We start from the raw sequence: 20338 nt of genomic DNA on the forward strand, positions 1-20338 counted from the left end.
GGCCTCCTCGTCTGTCGTCGGGTACGGCGGCGAATGCCGGGTCCTGGCAGGCCTACCCCGTGAACGGGTCGGCACTCGCGCCGGAAACCGAACCGACTATTCACTCAGTACATGTACTCGATGCATACTGATCTCCATGAGCACCCGGCACATCCTCCTGGGGCTGCTGGAGGCCGGCCCGAGTCACGGCTACGACCTCAAGCGACGCCACGACGAGCGCTTCCCGCAGGCCCGGCCGCTGGCCTACGGGCAGGTCTACACGACCCTGCAGCGTCTGGTCCGCGACGGCCTGGCGGAGGTCGACGGCACCGACGCCGACGGCGGCCCCGAGCGGACCCGCTACCGCTCGACAAAGGCGGGCGCGCGCGAACTGGCCCGGTGGGCGGGGGCGATCACCCCGCCGGCGCCGTTCGTGGCGAACGAGATCTTCGCGAAGGTCGTGGTGTCGATCCTGGCCGGCGGCGACCCGGCCGCCTACCTGCGCGAGCAGCGCGCGGCGCACATGGAGCGGATGCGGGAGCTCACCGCCGTCAAGACGGCTTCGAAGGCCGATCTGACGACCGTGCTCTCGGCGGACTTCGCCCTCACCCACCTCGACGCCGACCTCCGTTGGATGACCACGACGGCGGCCCGGCTCACCACTCTGACCGCGGAGGTCGACTCAGCATGAGCACCAAGGGGGGCACCCCGATACCGCTGCTGGCGGGCCGGGACCTGGCCAAGGCGCACGGCAGGACCGAGGCCCTGCGCGGCGCCTCGGTCGGGCTGCACGCGGGCGAGATCCTCGCCGTGACGGGCACCAGCGGCAGCGGGAAGTCCACGCTGCTGCACTGCCTCGCCGGGATCGTCCGCCCGGACGCGGGCTCGGTGACGTACGCCGGGGAGCGGCTGGACGGGCTGCTGGAGAAGCGGCTGAGCGAGCTGCGGCGGACCGACTTCGGGGTGGTCTTCCAGTTCGGTCAGCTGATCCCGGAGCTCACGGCGCTCGACAACGTGGCGCTGCCGCTGATGCTCGCGGGGGCGGCCCGTGCGGACGCCCGGGCGCGGGCCGGGGAGTGGCTGGAGCGGTTCGGGGTGCGCGGGCAGGAGGAGCTGCGGCCGGGCGCGATGAGCGGCGGGCAGGCCCAGCGGGCCGCGCTGGCCCGGGCGCTGGTGACCGGCCCGAAGGTGGTCTTCGCGGACGAGCCGACCGGGGCGCTGGACTCGCTGGCGAGCGAGCAGGTGATGACCGCCCTGGTGCACACGGTCCGGGAGACGGGCGCGGCCGTCCTGCTGATCACGCACGACGCCCAGGTGGCGGCGTACGCGGACCGCGAGGTGCGGCTGGGCGACGGGGCCGTGCTGCCGTCGGAGGTGGCCGCGTGAGGGCCGATCTGGCGCTCGCCTGGCTGCTGACCCGGGGGTCGGACCGGCGGGAGTGGTGGCGGGTGGGGCTGACGGCGGCCGGGGCCGCCCTCGCGACCGGGCTCGGGACGGTGGTCGCCGTGCTGGTGCCGATGGACGGGCACCATCACATCGGGGTCGGCGGCGGGCTGCTGGACGACGAGGGCACCCGGGGCGGTGTGGTCGTCGCGCTGACGATGCTGCTCCTCCCGGTGTACGGGTTCCTCGGGCAGAGCGCGCGGATCGGTGCCGTGCACCGCGACCGGCGGCTGGCCGCGCTGCGGCTGGCGGGGGCCGGGGCCGCGCAGGTGCGGCGGATCGCCGGGCTGGAGTCGGGGCTCGCCTGTCTGGCCGGCTCCGCCGCGGCCACGGCGGTCTCGGTGCCGGTCCTGCTCCGCCTGTGGTCCCACCCCGTCCCCCTGGCCTGGGCCGGACTCGCCGCGATGGTCCTGCTGGTGCCGGCGGCCGGCGCGGCGGTGGGCGTGCTGTCGCTGCGCCGCGTGGTGGCGTCGCCGCTGGGTGTCGTACGGCGGGTGCGGCCGACGGGCCCGGGGCGGCAGTTCCTGGTGGCGACCGTCCTGCTGGGCGTGTCCGCGCTGTTCGTGGTGGTGGCCGTGTTCGTGCACGACCCCTTCTCGCTCCCCCTGTTCGGGCTGGCCGTCGGCCCGCTCGTGGTCTTCGCCCTGTGCCTGCTGGTGGGCGCCGTGGCGGTGTGGCTGGCGGGCTGGTCGTCCCGGTGGCTGGGCTCGGCGCTCGCCGCCCGCACCGGGAGCCCCGCGGTGCTGATCGCCGCGGAACGGCTGCGCGACGACCCGTGGGCGGCGGCCCGGACGCACGCGGCCGTGCTGCTGGTGACGGTCGTCGGCACGGCCTTCGTGGGGGTCCGGCAGGTGCTGCTCGCCGATCTGCGCGCCGCCGAGCGCGAGGGCCACCTCGGGATGGGCCTGGCCTACTACACCGGCGGGCTCGATCTGACGGCCGCCGCGATCCTCCTCGCCCTGGCGATCGTGCTGTCCGCGCTCGCCGTGGGCACCGCGGAGTCCCTGGCCACCCGGCGCCGGGGCCTGGCGGTCCAGAACGCCGCCGGGGTGCCGCGCGGGGTGCTGGCCCGGGCGCTGCTGCTGGAGACCGCGCTGCCGCTGCTCCCCGCGGTCGCGGTGGCGGGCGCGGGCGGCATGGGGATCGGGGCCCGGTACGCCGCGCTGGTCACGGAGCACGCCGCCGCGGGGGCGCCGTACGCCGCGCTGCTGGTCCCGGTGGGCGTGTACGCGTGCTGCCTGCTCGCCGCGGCCACCTCGCTGCCCCTGCTGCGCCGCTCGGTGCGCCCGGCGGAACTGCGCTACGCGTGACCGCCGCCTGATGTCAGGACGGGCGCCCGGTCCCGGGGGCGCGGGGGAGCCCCGGGGCCGGAGCGTGCGCGGAGGGACCGGCGGCGTCCCGAAGGACCCCGTGGCCGAGCCTGCGGCCACGGGGTATGCGAAGGCCCGGATCGTCAGGCGGAGATGCCGTCGATCCGGGCCAGGGCGTCGTCCGCGCCGTACGGCTGCAAGTACGGCAGCCAGCGCGGGTCCCTATGGCCGGTGCCGATGATGCGCCAGGCCAGGCCGGTGGGTGGGGCTGGTTTGTGCCGCAGCCGCCAGCCGATCTCGAAGAGATGGCGGTCGGCCTTGACGTGGTTGCAGCGGCGGCAGGACGCCACCACGTTGTCCCAGACGTGCTGACCCCCGCGACTGCGCGGGATGACGTGGTCGACGCTGGTTGCGACGCCACCGCAGTACATGCACCGGCCCCCGTCGCGGGCGAAGAGCGCCCTGCGGGTGAGAGGAACGGGCCCCCGGTAGGGAACCCGTACGAATCGCTTGAGCCGGACCACGCTGGGTGCGGGGACTGTGACGGTTGCGCTGTGCATATAGGCGCCGGATTCCTCCAAGGCGACTGCCTTGTTCTCCAGGACGAGGATGAGCGCGCGGCGGAGCGGTACGACGCCGAGCGGCTCGTACGACGCGTTGAGGACCAGGACATGCGGCACGGGTGCCTCCTTGGGCGTCGGCGGCGCGTGGCTCGCGCCGGGACGATCTGTGGCCAGTCTCCCCTCATGCCTGGTGGACGCGCCACCATCTCCCGGTAACGGGCTGGGAGTGTTTTCGACCACACCGCATTCATCCCCCGGTTGCCCCCCTCTTCAAGCGGGCCTGTTCCGGCGGGCCGGCCGCGGCGGGCCTGTCCCGGCGGGAGGGGGAGCCGCGCGTGAGCACGGTCTCTCCTTCACGTATCGGTGGGGCGCACACACAATGCCCCGTTAGTGTGGTGATCCTGCCCGTCCGGTGACCTTTTCGTGACCTTGAACGAGCCGTACGACCATGACCGCCGTACCGGAGGGCAGTACCGCACCGCCTGGAGGTACCCGCCGTGTCCTTGCCCGCCGTCCTACTGGCCGCCGGTTCGTCGCCGTCGCCGAGCCCCTCGGGTTCGTCGACCCCGACGGTGCCCACGCTCCAGGACGCCCAGGAGAGCGCCACCAACGCCGCGAGCTGGGTCGAGCAGAACTGGTCGACCTGGCTGGCGATAGGCCTGAAGGTGCTGCTGATCCTGGTGATAGCGGTGCTGCTCAGAAGGGTCGTGCTGCGGTCGATAACCAAGCTCATCGACCGGATGAACCGCACGGCCGAGTCGGCCGAGGGCACCACCCTCGGGGGGCTGCTGGTCAACGCCGAGCGGCGGCGGCAGCGGTCGCAGGCGATCGGGTCCGTGCTGCGGTCGGTGGCGAGCTTCGTGATCCTGGGCACGGCCGCGCTGACGGTGCTGTCCGCCTTCCAGATCAACCTCGCGCCGCTTCTTGCCTCCGCCGGTGTGGCCGGTGTGGCGATCGGTTTCGGCGCCCGGAACCTGGTCACGGACTTCCTGTCCGGCGTGTTCATGATCCTGGAGGACCAGTACGGCGTCGGCGACTCGATCGACTCGGGCGTCGCCTCCGGCGAGGTGGTCGAGGTCGGCCTGCGCGTGACCAAGCTGCGCGGGGCCAACGGCGAGATCTGGTACGTCCGCAACGGCGAGATCAAGCGGATCGGGAACCTCTCGCAGGGCTGGGCCACCGCGGGCGTCGACGTCACCGTGCGGGCCAACGAGGACCTGGACCGGGTCCGCGCCACCCTCGACGAGGTCGCCGAGAAGATGGCCAAGGAAGAGCCCTGGAACGAGGTCCTGTGGGGCCCGATCGAGGTGCTCGGCCTGGACTCCGTGCTCATCGACTCGATGGTGGTCCGCGTCTCCGCGAAGACCATGCCGGGCAAGGCACTGACCGTCGAGCGCGAGCTGCGCTGGCGGATCAAGCGGGCGTTCGACGCGGCCCACATCCGCATCGTGGGCGGCGAGACGGCCGTACTCCTGGACGAGGAGATCCCGGACCGCGCGGCCGGGGTGGCGGCGCCGTCGGCGTTCTCCGACTCGGACTCGCCGCAGGTGGCGGCCACGACGCCGATCGCTCCACCCCGGTCGGCGACCGGCGGACGGTAGCGGAACGGTTCAGCACGCCCGTTCGAGTGAACAGGTGGGGCATCCCGGCACAGGGGGCGCGGGGTGCCCCCATTGAGCGGGCCTCGGGTCAGCGGTGTTCGAGGGTGCGCACTATCTGGCAGAGTGCGAGGAACACGGCGCCGTGGTTGAGGGGGGCGTCCGTCGTGAGGCCTTTGCCCGCCCGGACCTCGATGCGGGCCTCGCCCGAGGACTCGTCGAAGGCGACCGTGCCGTCCGCCGTCGCCCTGCCCCGGAACGGGCGCCAGTGGAAGCCGAGCGGGTTGCCGTCGCCGACCTCGGACGCCCGCGGGGCCGCACCCAGTTCGGCGCGGACGAAGGAGAGCGGAACGCCGGTGAGGGTGTACGTCTGGGTGCGGTCGAGGACACTCTCGGAGACCGGGATACCCAGCCCGCGCGCCGCGCGTACCAGCGAGCGGACCCGCCAGGCAGCTCTCAGCGCCGAGAGCAGGAAGCAGACCAGCAAGAACACGGCCACCTCGTTCAGCGTCGACCAGGCGAAGCCGTTGCTGAGGACGGCGACGACGCACACCAGCAGCGCCAGCCACGCGCTGTCGGCGAAAGCGTGCCGCAGCATCCGTGCGAGCAGCCGTCTCCGGTGCACCATCCCGGTCCCCGCCCTCCTGGTCGACGTCGGGGTCAAAGAGCAGAGAACGCCGAGAAGAACCTCGTTGACCAGCACGGACGGGGATCGTGACGCAGCCGTGATCACAAACCGGCCGGTGGCCTGATTCAGACGGTCTTCACAGGTCCCCCGCGTTCTCCCCGCAATCGCGATGATCTATGGTCAGCCCATTACGGGCCCTTGTTCTGGAGCGCGACGTCGCCCGGGGGCCCGTCTCGAATGTGGGGAAACATGAGAAAGCTCGCCATAGGCACCGTCCTGACCGGTGCCCTGGCCCTGGCCGGCATCGCGGCGCCCGCCGCCTCCGCGGCCACTCCGAACCTGGTCTTCTCCGACGTGACCGTGAACAAGGGCAAGGCGATCGCCGTCGGCACCACCAAGACGGTGAACGTGCCCGTGACGTACACCCTGACCCGGCCGGCCGACCTGGTCATCGACAACAAGAAGACGTTCGCCGCGGTGATGCTCTACCGCGGCACGCTGAAGTCGCTCGGCAACGAGCTGGACCCGATGGTCATGCCCACCTGCACGACGACCGCCACCACGGACACCACGGTCACCGAGAGCTGCACCGAGACCCTCCCGGTCGACCCGTCCATCGACCTGTACGAGGCCGCGGACGCCACCACGTGGAAGGCCGGCGGCCTGTACGCCCACCTCGACTCCACCGTCTCGGACGACTTCCTCAGCACCGAGTCCAACGTGGCCATCTGGGGCAACCTGACCACGGCCAAGGTGCAGCGCGCCGCCAAGCTGACCGCCGACGCCTCGCCGGAGCCGGTTGCCAAGGGCAAGACGATCACCGTCAAGGGCAAGCTGACCCGCGCCGACTGGGACTCCCAGTCGTACAAGGGCTACTCGGGGCAGAAGGCCGTCCTGCAGTTCCGCGCCGCGGACAGCAAGACCTACACGAACGTCAAGGGCATCACCTCCGGCACCGGCGGCGCCCTGTCCACCACGGTGAAGGCGTCGAAGAGCGGCTACTACCGGTACGTCTTCGCGGGTACGACGACCACCGCGGCGGCGACGGCCACCGGTGACTACATCAAGGTGAAGTGACGGCCCACCGCCGCTGCGACACCCTGCAGGGCCCGTCCGGATCTCCCGGGCGGGCCCTTCGCATTCCCCTTCGCATTCCCCTTCGCATTCCCCTCCGCGTACCCCTTCGCATGCCCAAGCCCAGGTAACGACTGGGTTGCCGCCCCGGCGGACTATTGACGCTCTCCTTCCGGCGGCCTACGTTTTCCAGCCAACAGGAAACTTTCCTAACAGTGATCAACGGATGGACGGTCCGGGTCGGACACCCGGGTGGACCGGACGTCCGGATCACTGGGAAACTGAGCGGCTGGAAAGGCAGGTGTCGAACCCCATGGCAGGAACCGCCGGTACGCCGGGCACCCCGCGCGTTCTGCGCGCCATGAACGACCGCGCCGCACTGGACCTGCTGCTGGAGCACGGCCCGCTCTCGCGCACCCGGATCGGCAAGCTCACCGGCCTCTCCAAGCCGACCGCCTCCCAGCTGCTGGCCCGCCTGGAGGCGGCCGGGCTGGTGCTGGCGACCGGCACCAGCGAGGGCCGGCCGGGCCCCAACGCCCAGCTGTACTCGGTGAACCCGCGTGCGGCCCACGCCGCCGGCCTCGACGTCAACCCGGGCCGGATCCGGGCCGCCGTCGCCGACGTCACCGGCCGCACGGTCGGCGAGTACGAGCTGCCGACCCCCGGCCGCCGGTCCGCGCAGTCCGTCGTACGGCAGGTCACCGACGCCCTCGACGGCGCCGTGAAGGCGGCCGGGCTGGCCCGGGACGACGTGCACCGGGTCGTCGTGGGCACGCCGGGCGCCTTCGACCCGAACACCGGCCGGCTGCGGTACGCCTCGCACCTGCCCGGCTGGCACTCCCCCGCACTGCTCGACGAGCTCGCCGCCGCCCTGCCGATGCCGGTCGAGTACGAGAACGACGTCAACCTCGCCGCCATCGCCGAACAGCGGCTCGGCGCGGCCCGCGGCCACGGCGACTTCGTGCTGCTGTGGAGCCAGGAGGGCCTCGGTGCCGCCCTGGTCCTCGGCGGCCGGCTGCACCGCGGCTGGACCGGCGGCGCCGGCGAGGTCGGCTTCCTGCCGGTGCCGGGCACCCCGCTGGTCCGCCAGGTCACCAAGGCCAACAGCGGTGGTTACCAGGAACTCGCCGGTTCGCAGTCCGTGCCCCGGCTGGCGCGCGAACTGGGCATCGAGGACCTGCCGGCCGGGCCGTACGACGAGGTGGCCGCCGAACTCGTCGCGCGCGCCGCCGACCACGCCACCGGCCCCTACCACCAGCTGCTGCGCACCTACGCGACCCGGCTCGCCACCGGTCTCGCCTCCCTCGTCTCCGTCCTCGACCCCGAACTCGTCGTCCTCAGCGGCACCGCCCTGACCGCCGGCGGCGAGGTGCTGCGCGCCCTCGTCCAGGCCGAACTGGAGGAGCTGGCCGCCGCCCGGCCGCATCTCGTCGTCGGCGACGTCCGTCAACACCCCGTGCTGCGCGGCGCGCTGGAGAGCGCGCTCGCGACCACCCGCGACGAGGTCTTCGACACCTCGCGCTGAACCCCTCAGACCCCCGCACAGCCAGTCCTTCCCTCGCACACCGCCCGCCCCGGGAGATCTCGCCATGCCCATACCCTCCGCTGCCCGAAAGACGGCTTTTGCCCTGACCGCGGCGGCCAGTTCGCTGGCCCTGCTCACCGCCTGTACCGGCCAGTCGTCCTCCGGCGCCTCCGACGACGCCTCCGCGAACACCACCATCAACTTCTGGCACGCCTGGAGCGCCCCGAACGAGGTGAAGGCGGTCAACGCGCTGATCGCCGGCTTCGAGAAGGCGCACCCCAACATCCACGTCAACGTCGTCAGCAACATGACCGACGACAAGATCAACCAGGCACTGCGCAGCGGCGGCGACAAGGCCCCCGACGTCATCTCGTCGTTCACCACCAACAACGTGGGCAAGTTCTGCTCCTCGGGCGCGCTGGTCGACCTCAACCCGTTCTTCAAGAAGGCCGGCATCGACCCGGAGACGACGTTCCCGAAGGCGATGAACGAGTACACCCAGTACGACGGCAACCGCTGCACGGCGCCGCTGCTCGGGGACGCGTACGGCCTCTACTACAACAAGACGGCGTTCAAGGCGGCCGGCATCACCAGCCCGCCGAAGACGTGGACCGAATTCACGGCGGACGCCAAGAAGCTGACGATCGCCCAGGGCGACAGCTACAAGCAGCTCGGTTTCATGCCGGACTACCACGGCTGGGAGACCACGACCGAGCACTACGCGGCGCAGTTCTCGCCGACGTACTTCACCTCCGACGGCAAGTCGAACATCGCCAAGGACCCGGCTTTCACCGAGGCGTTCACGCTGCAGAAGAACCTGGTCGACGAACTCGGCGGATTCCAGAAGCTGGAGAAGTACCGGGCGACGCTGGGCGACGAGTGGGGCGACAAGCACCCCTTCCAGACCGGTCAGGTCGCCATGCAGCTCGACGGCGAGTGGCGGCTCGGCATGGCCGTGGACGCCAAGACGAAGTTCGACATCGGCGTCGCGCCGCTGCCCGTGCCCGACGACCAGGTCGCGCAGTACGGCAAGGGCTACATCACCGGCACCATCGCCGGCATCGCCGCCACCAGCAAGAAGCAGAACGCGGCCTGGGAATTCGTCAAGTACATCACCACGGACACCGACGCGGTGGTGAACTTCTCCAACGCCATCCACAACGTGCCGTCCACGCTGGCCGCCCTGAAGTCGCCGAAGCTGAAGTACGACCCGCGCTTCAAGACCTTCCTGGACATCGCCGCGAACCCGAACTCCACGACGTCGCCCGCCTCCATCAACGGCGGTGTGTACCTGACGACGATCCAGAACTTCGGATACGACTACGAGAGCGGCAAGGCCAAGGACCTCAAGTCCGGTCTGGAGGCCACGGCCAAGCAGATCGACACGGACATCGCGCAGGCCAAGTAGCGATGAGCACCATCACGTTGGCGTCGAAGCGCCGCCGGTCGGCGCTTCGGACGATCGCTTTCATGTCGCCCTGGCTGATCGGGTTCGCGGTCTTCTTCGCGTACCCGCTGCTCTCCACGGTCTATTTCTCCTTCATGCACTACGACGGCTTCAAACCGCCGACGTGGACCGGCACGAAGAACTGGACGTACGTCTTCGAGCACTACCCCTACTTCTGGCCCGCGCTGCGCAACACCCTGTGGCTGGTCGTCGTGATGGTGTCGCTGCGGGTCGTCTTCGGCCTCGGCGTCGGCATGCTGATCACGAAGATCAAGACGGGTACGGGCGTCTTCCGGACCCTCTTCTACCTGCCCTACCTGGCCCCGCCGGTCGCGGCGACCATGGCGTTCGCGTTCCTGCTCAACCCCGGTACCGGGCCGGTCAACTCGATCCTGGAGAAGGTCGGCATCCCGGCGCCCGGCTGGTTCAACGACCCGACCTGGTCCAAGCCGGCCCTGACCCTGCTCGCGTTGTGGGGCGTCGGCGACCTGATGGTCATCTTCATGGCCGCGCTGCTCGACGTGCCGAAGGAGCAGTACGAGGCGGCGGAACTGGACGGCGCGTCGGCCTGGCAACGGTTCCGGTTCGTCACGCTGCCCAACATCTCGCCGATCGTGATGTTCGCGGTGGTGACCGGTGTCATCCAGACGATGCAGTACTACACACAGCCGCTCATCGCCGGAAAGGTCGCCTCGGGTGTCATCCAGGGCGCGGGCACCCAGTTCGAGCCCGGCTATCCCGAGAAGTCGACGCTCACCCTCCCCCAGCTGGTCTACAACCTCGGCTTCCAGCGCTTCGACTACGGCTCCGCTTGTGTCGTCGCCCTCGTGCTCTTCGCCCTGTCCATGGTGTTCACCGCGTTCCTGATGCGGCGCCGGGGCGGTCTCATCCAGGCAGGTGACTGACGATGACCCAGGTACTGGACCGGCCGACGGAGCTGAAGGCCCCGGTGTCGGAGGCCGAACGCACCGCCCGCCGAAAGGCGTTGCTGAACTGGGTGGCGGTGCACTCCCTCGGCGTCGCCGCCGCCCTGTTCTTCACCCTCCCCTTCGTGTTCGTGTTCCTGACCTCGCTGATGAGCGACAGCCAGGCGCTCAGCCGGGACCTGATCCCGCACACCTGGGAGTGGGGCAACTACAGGAAGGTGTTCGACACCCCGGGCTTTCTGACCTGGTGGAAGAACACCCTGATCTACGCCGGCCTGGGCACCGTCCTGACCGTCGTCTCCTCGCTCCCGGTGGCGTACGCGCTCGCGAAGTTCCGCTTCCGGGGCCGCAACCTGTCGCTCATGCTGGTGATCTCGATGATGATGCTGCCGCCGCAGGTGGTCATCATCCCGATGTACCTGTTCTGGGCGAAGCAGCTGGACCTGTCCGGCACGCTGTGGCCGCTGATCGTGCCGATGGCGTTCGGCGACGCGTTCTCCATCTTCCTGCTGCGCCAGTTCCTGATGACGATCCCGAACGAGTACCTGGACGCGGCGAAGGTGGACGGCTGCGGCGACCTCAGGACCCTGCTCAGGGTGGTGATCCCGATGGCCAAGCCGGGCATCGCCGCCGTCGCCCTCTTCCAGTTCTTCTACGCCTGGAACGACTACTTCGGCCCCCAGATCTACGCCTCGGAGAACCCGGGCGCCTGGACCCTCTCCTACGGCCTGGAGTCGTTCAAGGGCATGCACCACACCGACTGGAACCTGACCATGGCCGCGACCGTGCTGGTCATGGCCCCCGTGATCCTCGTCTTCTTCTTCGCCCAGAAGGCGTTCGTCGAGGGCGTCACGCTCACCGGAGTGAAGGGTTAACCACGTATGAAACTCACTGTGGTCGGCGGAGGCTCGACCTACACCCCCGAACTCATCGACGGCTTCGCGCGGTTGCGGGACACCCTGCCCGTCGAGGAACTGGTCCTGGTCGACCCGGCCGCCGACCGCCTGGAACTGGTGGGCGGACTGGCCCGCCGGATCTTCGCGAAGCAGGGCCACGGCGGCCGGATCGTCACCACCTCGGACCTGGACGCGGGCGTGGAGGGCGCCGACGCGGTGCTGCTCCAGCTGCGCGTCGGCGGCCAGGCGGCCAGGCAGCAGGACGAGACCTGGCCGCTGGAGTGCGGCTGCATCGGCCAGGAGACCACCGGCGCCGGCGGCCTCGCCAAGGCCCTGCGCACGGTCCCCGTCGTCCTGGACATCGCCGAACGCGTCCGCCGCACCAACCCGAACGCCTGGATCGTCGACTTCACCAACCCGGTGGGGATCGTGACCCGTGCCCTGCTCCAGGCCGGCCACAAGGCGGTCGGGCTGTGCAACGTGGCGATCGGCTTCCAGCGGAAGTTCGCGAACCTGCTCGGTGTCACGCCGTCCGAGATCCACCTGGACCACCTCGGCCTCAACCACCTCACCTGGGAGACCGCGGTCCGCCTCGGCGGCCCCGAGGGCGAGAACGTCCTGCCCAAGCTGCTCGCGGAGCACGGCGAGACGATCGCCGCCGACCTGAAGCTGCCCCCGGCGCTCCTCGACCGCCTCGGCGGCGTGATCCCCTCCTACTACCTGCGCTACTACTACGCGCACGACGAGGTGGTGCGGGAGCTGCGCACCAAGCCGTCCCGGGCGGCGGAAGTCGCCGCGATGGAGAAGCAGTTGCTGGAGATGTACGGCGACCCGGCCCTGGACGAGAAGCCGGAGCTGCTCGCGAAGCGGGGCGGCGCCTACTACTCGGAGGCGGCCGTCGACCTGGCCGCGGCCCTGCTCGGCAGCGCCGGCAACCCCTACCAGGTCGTCAACACGTACAACGGCGGCACACTGCCCTTCCTCCCCGACGACGCGGTGATCGAGGTGCAGGCGGCGGTGGGCCAGGCCGGCCCGAGGCCGCTGCCCGTCCCGGACGTCGACCCGCTGTTCGCGGGCCTGGTGGCGAACGTGACGGCCTACGAGGAACTGGCCCTGGAGGCCGCCCTGCGCGGCGGCCGGGACCGCGTCTTCCGGGCCCTCCTGTCCCACCCCCTGGTCGGCCAGTACGAGTACGCCGACGCCCTGACCGACCGACTGATCGCGCACAACCGGGAGCACCTCGCGTGGGCCTGACCGCAAGTGTCCTCGCCATCGACGCGGGCAACAGCAAGACCGACGTCGCGGTGGTGGCGGCGGACGGCGAGATCCTCGCCACGGCCCGGGCGGGCGGCTTCCGGCCGCCGGTGGTGGGCGTGGAGCAGGCCGTGGACGAGGTGGCCACGGCGGTCGCCGAGGCGTACGGCGCCGCCGGGGTCACCTCCGCCGCCCACGTCTCGGCGTGCCTGGCCAACGCCGACTTCCCCTTCGAGGAGGAGCAGTTGGCCGCCGCGCTGGCCACGCGCGCGTGGGGGACGACGGTGGAGGTCCGCAACGACACCTTCGCGATCCTCCGGGCCGGTGTCACCGAGCCGCGCGGGGTCGCCGTCGTCTGCGGCGCCGGCATCAACTGCGTCGGCATGCGCCCCGACGGCCGCACCGCCCGCTTCCCCGCCCTCGGCCGCATCTCCGGCGACTGGGGCGGCGGCTGGGGGCTGGCGGAGGAGGCCCTGTGGCACGCGGCACGCGCGGAGGACGGCCGCGGGGAGCGTACGGCGCTGGCCCGCGCGCTCCCGGCGTACTTCGGGTACGACAGCATGCTCGCGCTGATCGAGGCGCTGCACCGGGAGGACGTCGAGCCCGCCCGGCGGCACGAGCTGACGCCGGTGCTGTTCGCGACGGCGGCCGACGGCGACCCGGTGGCCCGGGCGGTGGTGGACCGGCTGGCGCAGGAGGTGGTGGCGATGGCGGTGGTCGCGCTGACCCGCCTCGACCTGCTGGACGAGGAGACGCCGGTGCTGCTGGGGGGTGGCGTGCTGGCCGGCGGGCATCCGCAACTCGACGACGGGGTGCGCGAGTTGCTGGCGGCGCGGGCGCCGAAGGCGGTGCCGCGGGTGGTGGCGGCCCGGCCGGTACTGGGCGCCGCGCTGCTGGGGCTGGACATGGTGGGGGCGGGGGTGGCCGTGCAGGAGAGGGTGCGGCGGTACTTCGAAGGGTGACGGGGGGTGGAGAGGCGGGGGGGGACGCTCACCGGCGCTGGCCGGGTGCCTCCCCCAGCCTTCGGCCGGGGGGACCCCCAGCGCCCACCCGTGCCGCCCCAAGCGGCACGACTGCCCGCAGGCTGGGTCGGCTGACAAGGCGCCCGCGGCCGAAGCGCCCCTTTAGGGGCGCGGGGAACTGCGCGGGCAACCCCCACCGGCCCGCGCCCCGCGACGATGCAACACCACCCCCCAGGAACCGAACCGATCCCCCCGGCGTATTCATGGGCAGGGGTTCCGCTGCGATCCGATCAAGATCCAGTGAAGGCCGGTGCCGAATGTCAGTCCGGGCGGCGATACTGGGCGGCGACCGGATGACCATGGGGGAGGTCAAGTGACACACCCGCCGACGAAGAGCGCGGCACCGCCGGGCGCGGGCACCGCGCTGCCCGCGCAGCGGACCGGCTCCTCCCCCGCGCCCGACCCGGCGCCCCCGCGCCGCTCCGCGTTCGCGGAAGGCGCCGACCGGCTCCGCGCCGCCGCCACCACCGAACCCGGCCGGCTCCGCGTCATCGGTGCCGTCCTCGCCGCGCTGATCGTCGCCTTCGGCGCCGTCACCGCCTGGCAGATGACCGACCGCGCCGCCGCCGCCGACGACGTGCTGCACCGCAGCCAGCCGCTGAGTTCGGGCGCGGCCGACATCTACCGTTCGCTGGCGGACGCCAACACCGCCGCCTCCAGCGGCTTCCTGGCGGGCGGTCAGGAGACCCCCGCCTCCCGCGCCCGGTACGAGAACGACATCTCGACCGCCGCCGCCAAGCTCGTCACCGCCGCCGCCAACTCCGAGCCCGGCTCGCCCTCCGAGGCGGCCATCGCGAAGCTGAACACGCTGCTGCCGGAGTACAAGGGGCTGGTCGAGCGGGCCAGGGTGTACAACCGGCAGGGCTACCCGGTCGGCGGCGCCTACCTGCGGTACGCGAACGAGAAGATGCAGCAGGAGATGCTCCCGGCGGCGCAGGACCTCTACACGAAGGAGAACGCGCGCCTCGCCTCCGACTACTCGGACGCGACGCCGTACCCCTGGGCGGCGATCGTCCTCGGCCTCCTCGCGCTCGCCGCGCTCGCCTGGGCCCAGTTGCGCCACTACCGCCGCACCAACCGGCTGCTGAACCACGGCCTGGTCGCGGCCTCCGCCGCCACGGTGGTCACGCTGCTGTGGCTGGTCGTCGGCCACACCCTGGCCCGGGCCGGTCTGGACGGCTCCTACGACCACGGCGTCCGCTCGCTGAACGTGCTGCACGACGCCCGGATCGCCTCCCTGAAGGCGCGCGGGAACGAGAACCTGAGCCTGGTGGCGCGCGGCGCCGAGACGGTCACGGTCGGCGGGCAGACGTACGACGCGTACTACTACGACTTCGACAAGGACATGACGGCGCTCGGCAAGGGCCTCACCGAGGCCGCGGCGCTCGCGGACGACTCGGCCGGCAGCAAGCCCGTCGTGGCGGCCCAGGGGAACATGAAGGTGTGGAAGGAGCGGCACGCCGACGCCCGCACCGAGGACGAGAACGGCGACTACCAGGCGGCGCTGGACAAGGTGATAGGCACGAAGGACGCGACCGCCGAGTGCTTCGACAGCGTCGACACGAACCTGAAGAACGCGCTGGCGTACGAGGAGACCCGGTTCAAGGAGCAGGCCACCGACGGGCGGGACGCGATGTCCGGACTGCCCATCGGAGCCGCCATGCTGGGGGTCGCGGCGGCGGCCGGCGCGCTGTTCGGCATCGGGCGCAGGCTTTCGGAGTACCGGTGAGAGGGGGCGTGACGATGTTCGTGCGGCGGATGAGGGCCTCCCTGCGCGGCTGGGGCGGCGTCGGCGCGATGGCGGTCGGCTGCGCCCTGGCGCTGGCGTTCGTCCTGCTGCTGCCGCTCACCCAGTCCCGCGGTGCGGGCGGCCAGGGCGAGGGGCTGGGCGGTCCGGGGCTGGCGACCGGCAGCCCGGCGAAGGCCGACGACTGCGTCGACTCCGACGCGCAGAACGAGACCTGGTCGCCGTCGGGCGCGGACGGGTCCACCATCGACGCCATCAAGGCCCGTACCGGCGCCAAGCGGAAGCTGATCGTCGGTGTCGACCAGAACAGCTACCGCTGGGGCTACCGCAACCCGAACAACTCGGATGCGGAGCTGGAGGGTTTCGACATCGACCTGGTGCACCGGATCGCCCAGGACATCCTCGGCGACCCGGACGCGGTGCAGTTCAAGGCGATTCCGACGAGCCAGCGGATACCGGCGATCCAGGACGGCCGCGTCGACATGGTGGTGCGCACGATGACCATCAACTGCGACCGGCTGAACGACGTCGCGTTCTCCGCGCCGTACTTCAAGACCGGGCAGCAGGTCCTCGCCCCCAAGTCGTCGTCGATCACCGGGTACAACGGCACGCTGGCGCACAAGAAGATCTGCACGGCGGCCGGTTCGACCGCGTACGCCAAGCTGGACGCCGACAGGAAGTCCGGGAAGCTCGCCGCCTCGGCGGACATCTCCACCACCGTCCCCAACCAGCTCGACTGCCTGGTGCGGTTGCAGCTCGGCGAGGTCGACGCGGTGGTCACCGACGGTGCGCTGGCCGCCAGCCAGGCCGCCCAGGACCCGACGGTCGAGCTCAAGGGCGCCCCGTTCACGACCGAGTACTACGGGGTGGCGATGAAGAAGGACGCGACCGATCTGGTCCGCCGGGTCAACCAGATCCTGGTGGAGTACCGGTCGGACGGCTGGCAGGCGTCGTACGACAAGTGGTTGTCGGCGACACTGGGAGCGGACTCGACGGCGTCGAAACCACCCGCGCCGCAGTACCTGCGCACCAGCTGACCCGCATCCGCGAGGCCCAGCCCCGACGAGCAAGCGAGAGGTGATCGATGGGCGTCACGGACCCCGCCGGGCCGGTGATGGACCGGGACGAGGTGGACCGTGCGCTGGCGCGGCTCGGCGCGGAGCACGAGGCGATCGAGACCTCGCTGCTCGCCCTCCAGGACCACGCGGGCCGCAGGCTCCTCGAAGGGGCCGAGCTGACCGGGACGACCCGGGAGCGGTGGACGTCCGCCGATGCCTCGATCACCCTGCTGTGGGCGTATTTCGACGCCTACACGGACGCGTTGCGCTCCGCCCGGGAGATCAGGGCGAGACGCCGCTGGTCCAGCCGTGAGGACCTGGTGGAGCTGACCGAGCTGCTGCGCGGCGAGTCCGTGACGGTGGCGGGCAGCGCGACCGCGACGGCGAACGCGCCGACCCTGCTGTCCGCGCCCGGCCGGCTCAGCGAGCGTTTCTCGCTGATCACCCTGGTCGACCGGATGAACGAGCTGTACGCGACCTCGCTGAACATGGTCGTCACCGCCGACGCGGTGTGGTCGGCGCTGCCCGCGCGGATCGATTTACTCGCCGCCGAGCTGCAGCGCACCCGCACACTGGCGCACTCCGTCGGGGTGCGCCCCGGCGAGCACCCGGCCGGCGACGACCTGGAGCGGATCACCCGCATACTGACGAAGCTCCGCGAGGACGTGGTCTCCGACCCGCTCGCGTTCTGGGTTCCGGCGCCGGGGAGTTCGGCGCCCGGCGGCGGCCGTCCCGACACCACGGTGTACGACCGGGAGGCGCGGGCGCTGGAGGAGGTGCGGCGGGAGATCGACGCCGTGCTGACGGTACGGCAGGACGCCGAGGCCCGGCTGATCAAGCTGCGGGACGTGCTGTCCCGCGCGGACCGCACCCTCGCCGAGGCGCGCACGGCACGCGGTGAGGTGCTGGCGAAGATCGCGGCGACCGAGGTGCCGGTGGTCAGCGGCCCGCCGACCGTGCTGCAGGAGCAGCTGGCGACGGCCGCCGAGTACCGCAGAGGCGCCCAGTGGCACCGCCTGTCGCCGCTCCTGGAGTCCCTGGAGCAGAAGGCGGAGGACGAACTGCTGCGCGCCCGTGAGTCGTTGACGGCGGTCACCGCGCCGCTCGCGGTCCGCGCGGAGCTGCGCGGCCGGCTGGACGCGTACAAGGCGAAGGTGGCCCGGCACGGGCTGGCGGAGGACCCGTTCCTGATCGAGCGGTACGACGCGGCCCGGCGGATGCTGTGGAGCGCGCCCTGCGATCTCAGGGTCGCGGAGCAGGCGGTGCTGCGCTACCAGCGGTCGGTGGCCGAGGCGCTGGGGGCGCCGCGGGTGCCGCAGCAGAGCGGGCCCGAGGACCGGAGGGGGGAGTAGTCGTGAGTCAGGCGGGAGAGAGCTGCCAGCGGCCGGGCTGCGAGGGGTCGTACGAGGACGTCGGCGGCGGTGAGCTGTACTGCGACACCTGCGGTCTGGCCCCGGTCGTCTCGGCGAGCGGCATGGTCGGCTCGCCGCCCACCGGGATCACGGCGGGCGGCAAGGGCTCGGCGGGCAGCGGGAGTTCGGGGTCGAGCAGCCGCAGCAGCAGCCGCAGTTCGCGTACGTCGTCGCAGTCGTCGAAGTCGCGGCGCTCGGTCTCCGGGCGGCTGTCGCGGTCCCTGTCGGGGAAGTCGACGGGCCGCTCGGTGTCGGTGCGCAGCTCCGGTTCCTCGGCGAGCACGTCCGGGCGCAGCCGGCTGGGCGCCGGTCTGGTCACGGTGCCGCAGGTGCCGAAGCCGGACCCGCGCGAGATGGTCCAGGAGAACCCGGAGGTGCCGGAGCGCAAGCGGTTCTGCTCGCGCGCGGACTGCGGGGCGCCGGTCGGGCGGGGCCGCGGGGAGCTGCCGGGCCGGACCGAGGGGTTCTGCACCAAGTGCGGCAACCCGTATTCGTTCGTGCCCAAGCTCAAGGGCGGGGACGTGGTGCACGGCCAGTACGAGGTCGTGGGCTGTCTCGCGCACGGCGGTCTGGGCTGGATCTACCTCGCGGTGGACCGGGCCGTCTCCGACCGCTGGGTGGTCCTCAAGGGCCTGCTGGACACCGGCGACCAGGACGCGATGGCCGCGGCGATCTCCGAGCGGCGGTTCCTCGCGGAGATCGAGCACGCCAACATCGTGCGGATCTACAACTTCGTCGAGCACCTCGACCAGCGCACCGGCTCCCTCGACGGCTACATCGTCATGGAGTACGTCGGCGGCAAGTCCCTCAAGGAGATCGCCAACGACCGCCGTACCCCGGAGGGCCGCCGCGACCCGCTGCCGGTGGAGCAGGCGTGCGCGTACGGCATCGAGGCTCTCGAAGCCCTCGGCCACCTGCACAGCCGCAACCTCCTGTACTGCGACTTCAAGGTCGACAACGCCATCCAGACCGAGGACCAGCTCAAGCTGATCGACATGGGCGCGGTGCGCCGGATGGACGACGAGGAGTCGGCCATCTACGGCACGGTCGGCTACCAGGCGCCCGAGGTCGCCGAGGTCGGCCCGTCCGTCGCCTCCGACCTGTACACGGTCGGCCGGACCCTCGCGGTCCTGACCTTCGACTTCCAGGGCTACACGACCGTCTTCGTGGACTCGCTGCCCGACCCGGACAACATCGAGGTGTTCCGGCAGTACGAGTCGTTCTACCGGCTGCTGGTCCGCGCCACCGACCCCGACCCGGCCCGCCGGTTCGCCTCCGCACAGGAGATGGCGGAGCAGCTGACCGGTGTGCTGCGCGAGGTCGTCTCGGTGCAGTCCGGCACCGCCCGGCCCGCGCTGTCCACACTGTTCGGGCCCGAGGTGAAGGTCACCGACACCGAGCTGTTCCCGAAGCTGGACGGGGACGTGTCCCGCCTGGGCGCACGGGCGGTGGCCTCCCGCACCCTCGCGCTGGAGGCGCCGGGAGGGGCCGCGGCCCCCGCCGACCCCGCCCTGGTGAGACCCGTCGCCACGCCGGCCGCCGCGCTGGCCCTGCCGGTCCCGCTGGTCGACCAGAGCGACCCGAACGCCGGTTTCCTGGCGGGTCTGTCGACCTCGCTGGTGGGCGAGGTCAGCCTGCTCACCGCGCTGGCCGCGGCGCCGGCGCAGACCGTCGAGACCGAGCTGCGGCAGGTCCGCGCCCGGCTGGAGAACGGCGACTTCGAGGCCGCGCTGGTGAGCCTCGGCCGGCTGGAGGACGAGCGGCCCGACGACTGGCGGGTGGTCTGGTGCCGGGGCCTGGCGGGCCTGGTCACCGGCGACTTCGAGGGCGCGGCGCTCGCCTTCGACGCGATCTACGACGCCTTCCCCGGCGAGACCGCGCCGAAGCTGGCGCTCGGCCTGTGCGCGGAGGTGCTCGGCCAGCTGGACAACGCGGCCGAGTACTACCGGCTGGTCTGGGCGACCGACCCGGGCTTCGTCAGCTCCGCGTTCGGCCTGGGCCGGGTACAGATGGCGGCCGGGGACCGGCGGGGCGCCGTACGGACGCTGGAGTCGGTGCCGGAGGCCTCGATCCACTACACGGCGGCCCGGGTGGCGGCCGTACGGGCGCGGCTGCGGCACCGGACCGCGGCGGCCGACGACACGCCGTTCCTGGACGACCTGACGGCCGCCGCCGGGCAGATCGAGGCGCTGGACGCGTACGGTCTGGATCCGGCCCGGCGCGAGCAGTTGTCGGCGGAAGTCCTCGGCTGCGCGCTGGACTGGATACTCTCCGGGGGCCAGGACACCCGGCCGACCGTCGGCCGGGTGCTGCTCGGCAGCGGTCTGGACGAGCGGGGCCTCCGCTTCGGCCTGGAACGCTCGTACCGCACGCTGGCCAGACTGGCGACCGGCGGTGAGGAGAGGATCGACCTGGTGGAACGGGCCAACCGTTACCGCCCCCGGACGTGGGTGTAG

Annotated in this window: 17 protein-coding genes; 15 read left to right on the top strand and 2 right to left on the bottom strand. The window is 71.8% G+C overall.

Annotated elements, in window-relative coordinates; translation table 11 throughout:
* The first annotated feature begins 136 nt into the window (after positions 1-136).
* Genes AB0D74_RS09800 through AB0D74_RS09810 form a run of 3 tightly spaced genes read left to right on the top strand, consistent with a single transcriptional unit; the run spans position 137 to position 2732 of the window.
* The gene (locus AB0D74_RS09800; RefSeq protein WP_362582468.1) at positions 137-670 is read left to right on the top strand and encodes a PadR family transcriptional regulator; all 534 of its coding nucleotides are present in this window, start codon (positions 137-139) and stop codon (positions 668-670) included.
* A complete protein-coding gene (locus AB0D74_RS09805; RefSeq protein WP_362582471.1) occupies positions 667-1365 on the top strand; it encodes an ATP-binding cassette domain-containing protein in 699 nt (232 codons plus the stop codon). Before AB0D74_RS09800 ends, AB0D74_RS09805 begins: the two co-directional genes overlap by 4 nt.
* Entirely contained in the window at positions 1362-2732 is a 1371-nt protein-coding gene (locus AB0D74_RS09810; RefSeq protein WP_362582475.1) for an ABC transporter permease, read from the top strand. Before AB0D74_RS09805 ends, AB0D74_RS09810 begins: the two co-directional genes overlap by 4 nt.
* Before the next feature lie 143 nt (positions 2733-2875).
* On the opposite strand, the gene AB0D74_RS09815 is transcribed toward AB0D74_RS09810, so the two are convergent.
* Complete coding sequence (locus AB0D74_RS09815; RefSeq protein ID WP_093502957.1) at positions 2876-3412, bottom strand: HNH endonuclease; 537 nt, start codon at positions 3410-3412, stop codon at positions 2876-2878.
* Between the two features lie 380 nt (positions 3413-3792).
* Between AB0D74_RS09815 and AB0D74_RS09820 the strand changes: the two genes are divergently transcribed.
* A complete protein-coding gene (locus tag AB0D74_RS09820) occupies positions 3793-4896 on the top strand; it encodes a mechanosensitive ion channel family protein (protein WP_362582478.1) in 1104 nt (367 codons plus the stop codon).
* Between the two features lie 88 nt (positions 4897-4984).
* Here the strand turns inward: AB0D74_RS09820 and AB0D74_RS09825 are convergent, their stop codons facing one another.
* Positions 4985-5521 carry a hypothetical protein gene (locus AB0D74_RS09825; protein WP_362582481.1) on the bottom strand — a complete coding sequence of 179 codons (537 nt, stop codon included), beginning with the start codon at positions 5519-5521 and terminating at the stop codon, positions 4985-4987.
* Positions 5522-5770: 249 nt separating this feature from the next.
* Here AB0D74_RS09825 and AB0D74_RS09830 point away from each other — a divergent pair, with 249 nt between their 5' ends.
* The 11 genes from AB0D74_RS09830 (at position 5771) to AB0D74_RS09880 (ending at position 20338) form a co-directional block, all read left to right on the top strand.
* Positions 5771-6598, top strand: coding sequence for a hypothetical protein (locus AB0D74_RS09830; protein WP_362582484.1), 828 nt, complete (start codon positions 5771-5773; stop codon positions 6596-6598).
* A gap of 310 nt (positions 6599-6908) precedes the next feature.
* Positions 6909-8120, top strand: coding sequence for an ROK family transcriptional regulator (locus AB0D74_RS09835; protein WP_362582487.1), 1212 nt, complete (start codon positions 6909-6911; stop codon positions 8118-8120).
* Positions 8121-8184: 64 nt separating this feature from the next.
* Positions 8185-9528, top strand: coding sequence for an ABC transporter substrate-binding protein (locus AB0D74_RS09840; RefSeq protein ID WP_362582490.1), 1344 nt, complete (start codon positions 8185-8187; stop codon positions 9526-9528).
* A 2-nt stretch (positions 9529-9530) separates the two neighbouring features.
* A complete protein-coding gene (locus tag AB0D74_RS09845; RefSeq protein WP_362582493.1) occupies positions 9531-10472 on the top strand; it encodes a sugar ABC transporter permease in 942 nt (313 codons plus the stop codon).
* 2 nt (positions 10473-10474) lie between these two features.
* On the top strand, positions 10475-11368 hold the full coding sequence (locus AB0D74_RS09850) for a carbohydrate ABC transporter permease (protein WP_362582496.1): 894 nt from the start codon (positions 10475-10477) through the stop codon (positions 11366-11368).
* Between the two features lie 6 nt (positions 11369-11374).
* The gene (locus AB0D74_RS09855; protein WP_362582499.1) at positions 11375-12643 is read left to right on the top strand and encodes a 6-phospho-beta-glucosidase; all 1269 of its coding nucleotides are present in this window, start codon (positions 11375-11377) and stop codon (positions 12641-12643) included.
* Positions 12634-13605 carry a BadF/BadG/BcrA/BcrD ATPase family protein gene (locus tag AB0D74_RS09860; RefSeq protein WP_362582502.1) on the top strand — a complete coding sequence of 324 codons (972 nt, stop codon included), beginning with the start codon at positions 12634-12636 and terminating at the stop codon, positions 13603-13605. Before AB0D74_RS09855 ends, AB0D74_RS09860 begins: the two co-directional genes overlap by 10 nt.
* Before the next feature lie 424 nt (positions 13606-14029).
* Positions 14030-15394: a hypothetical protein gene (locus tag AB0D74_RS09865; RefSeq protein WP_362583078.1), complete on the top strand. Its 1365-nt coding sequence runs from the start codon at positions 14030-14032 to the stop codon at positions 15392-15394.
* Positions 15395-15408: 14 nt separating this feature from the next.
* Positions 15409-16449: a glutamate ABC transporter substrate-binding protein gene (locus AB0D74_RS09870; RefSeq protein ID WP_362583081.1), complete on the top strand. Its 1041-nt coding sequence runs from the start codon at positions 15409-15411 to the stop codon at positions 16447-16449.
* A gap of 47 nt (positions 16450-16496) precedes the next feature.
* Complete coding sequence (locus tag AB0D74_RS09875; protein ID WP_362582505.1) at positions 16497-17822, top strand: hypothetical protein; 1326 nt, start codon at positions 16497-16499, stop codon at positions 17820-17822.
* 2 nt (positions 17823-17824) lie between these two features.
* Positions 17825-20338, top strand: coding sequence for a tetratricopeptide repeat protein (locus tag AB0D74_RS09880; RefSeq protein WP_362582508.1), 2514 nt, complete (start codon positions 17825-17827; stop codon positions 20336-20338).

The organism is Streptomyces sp. NPDC048278, from assembly GCF_040652195.1.
In the GTDB taxonomy this organism is placed as follows: Bacteria; Actinomycetota; Actinomycetes; order Streptomycetales; family Streptomycetaceae; genus Streptomyces.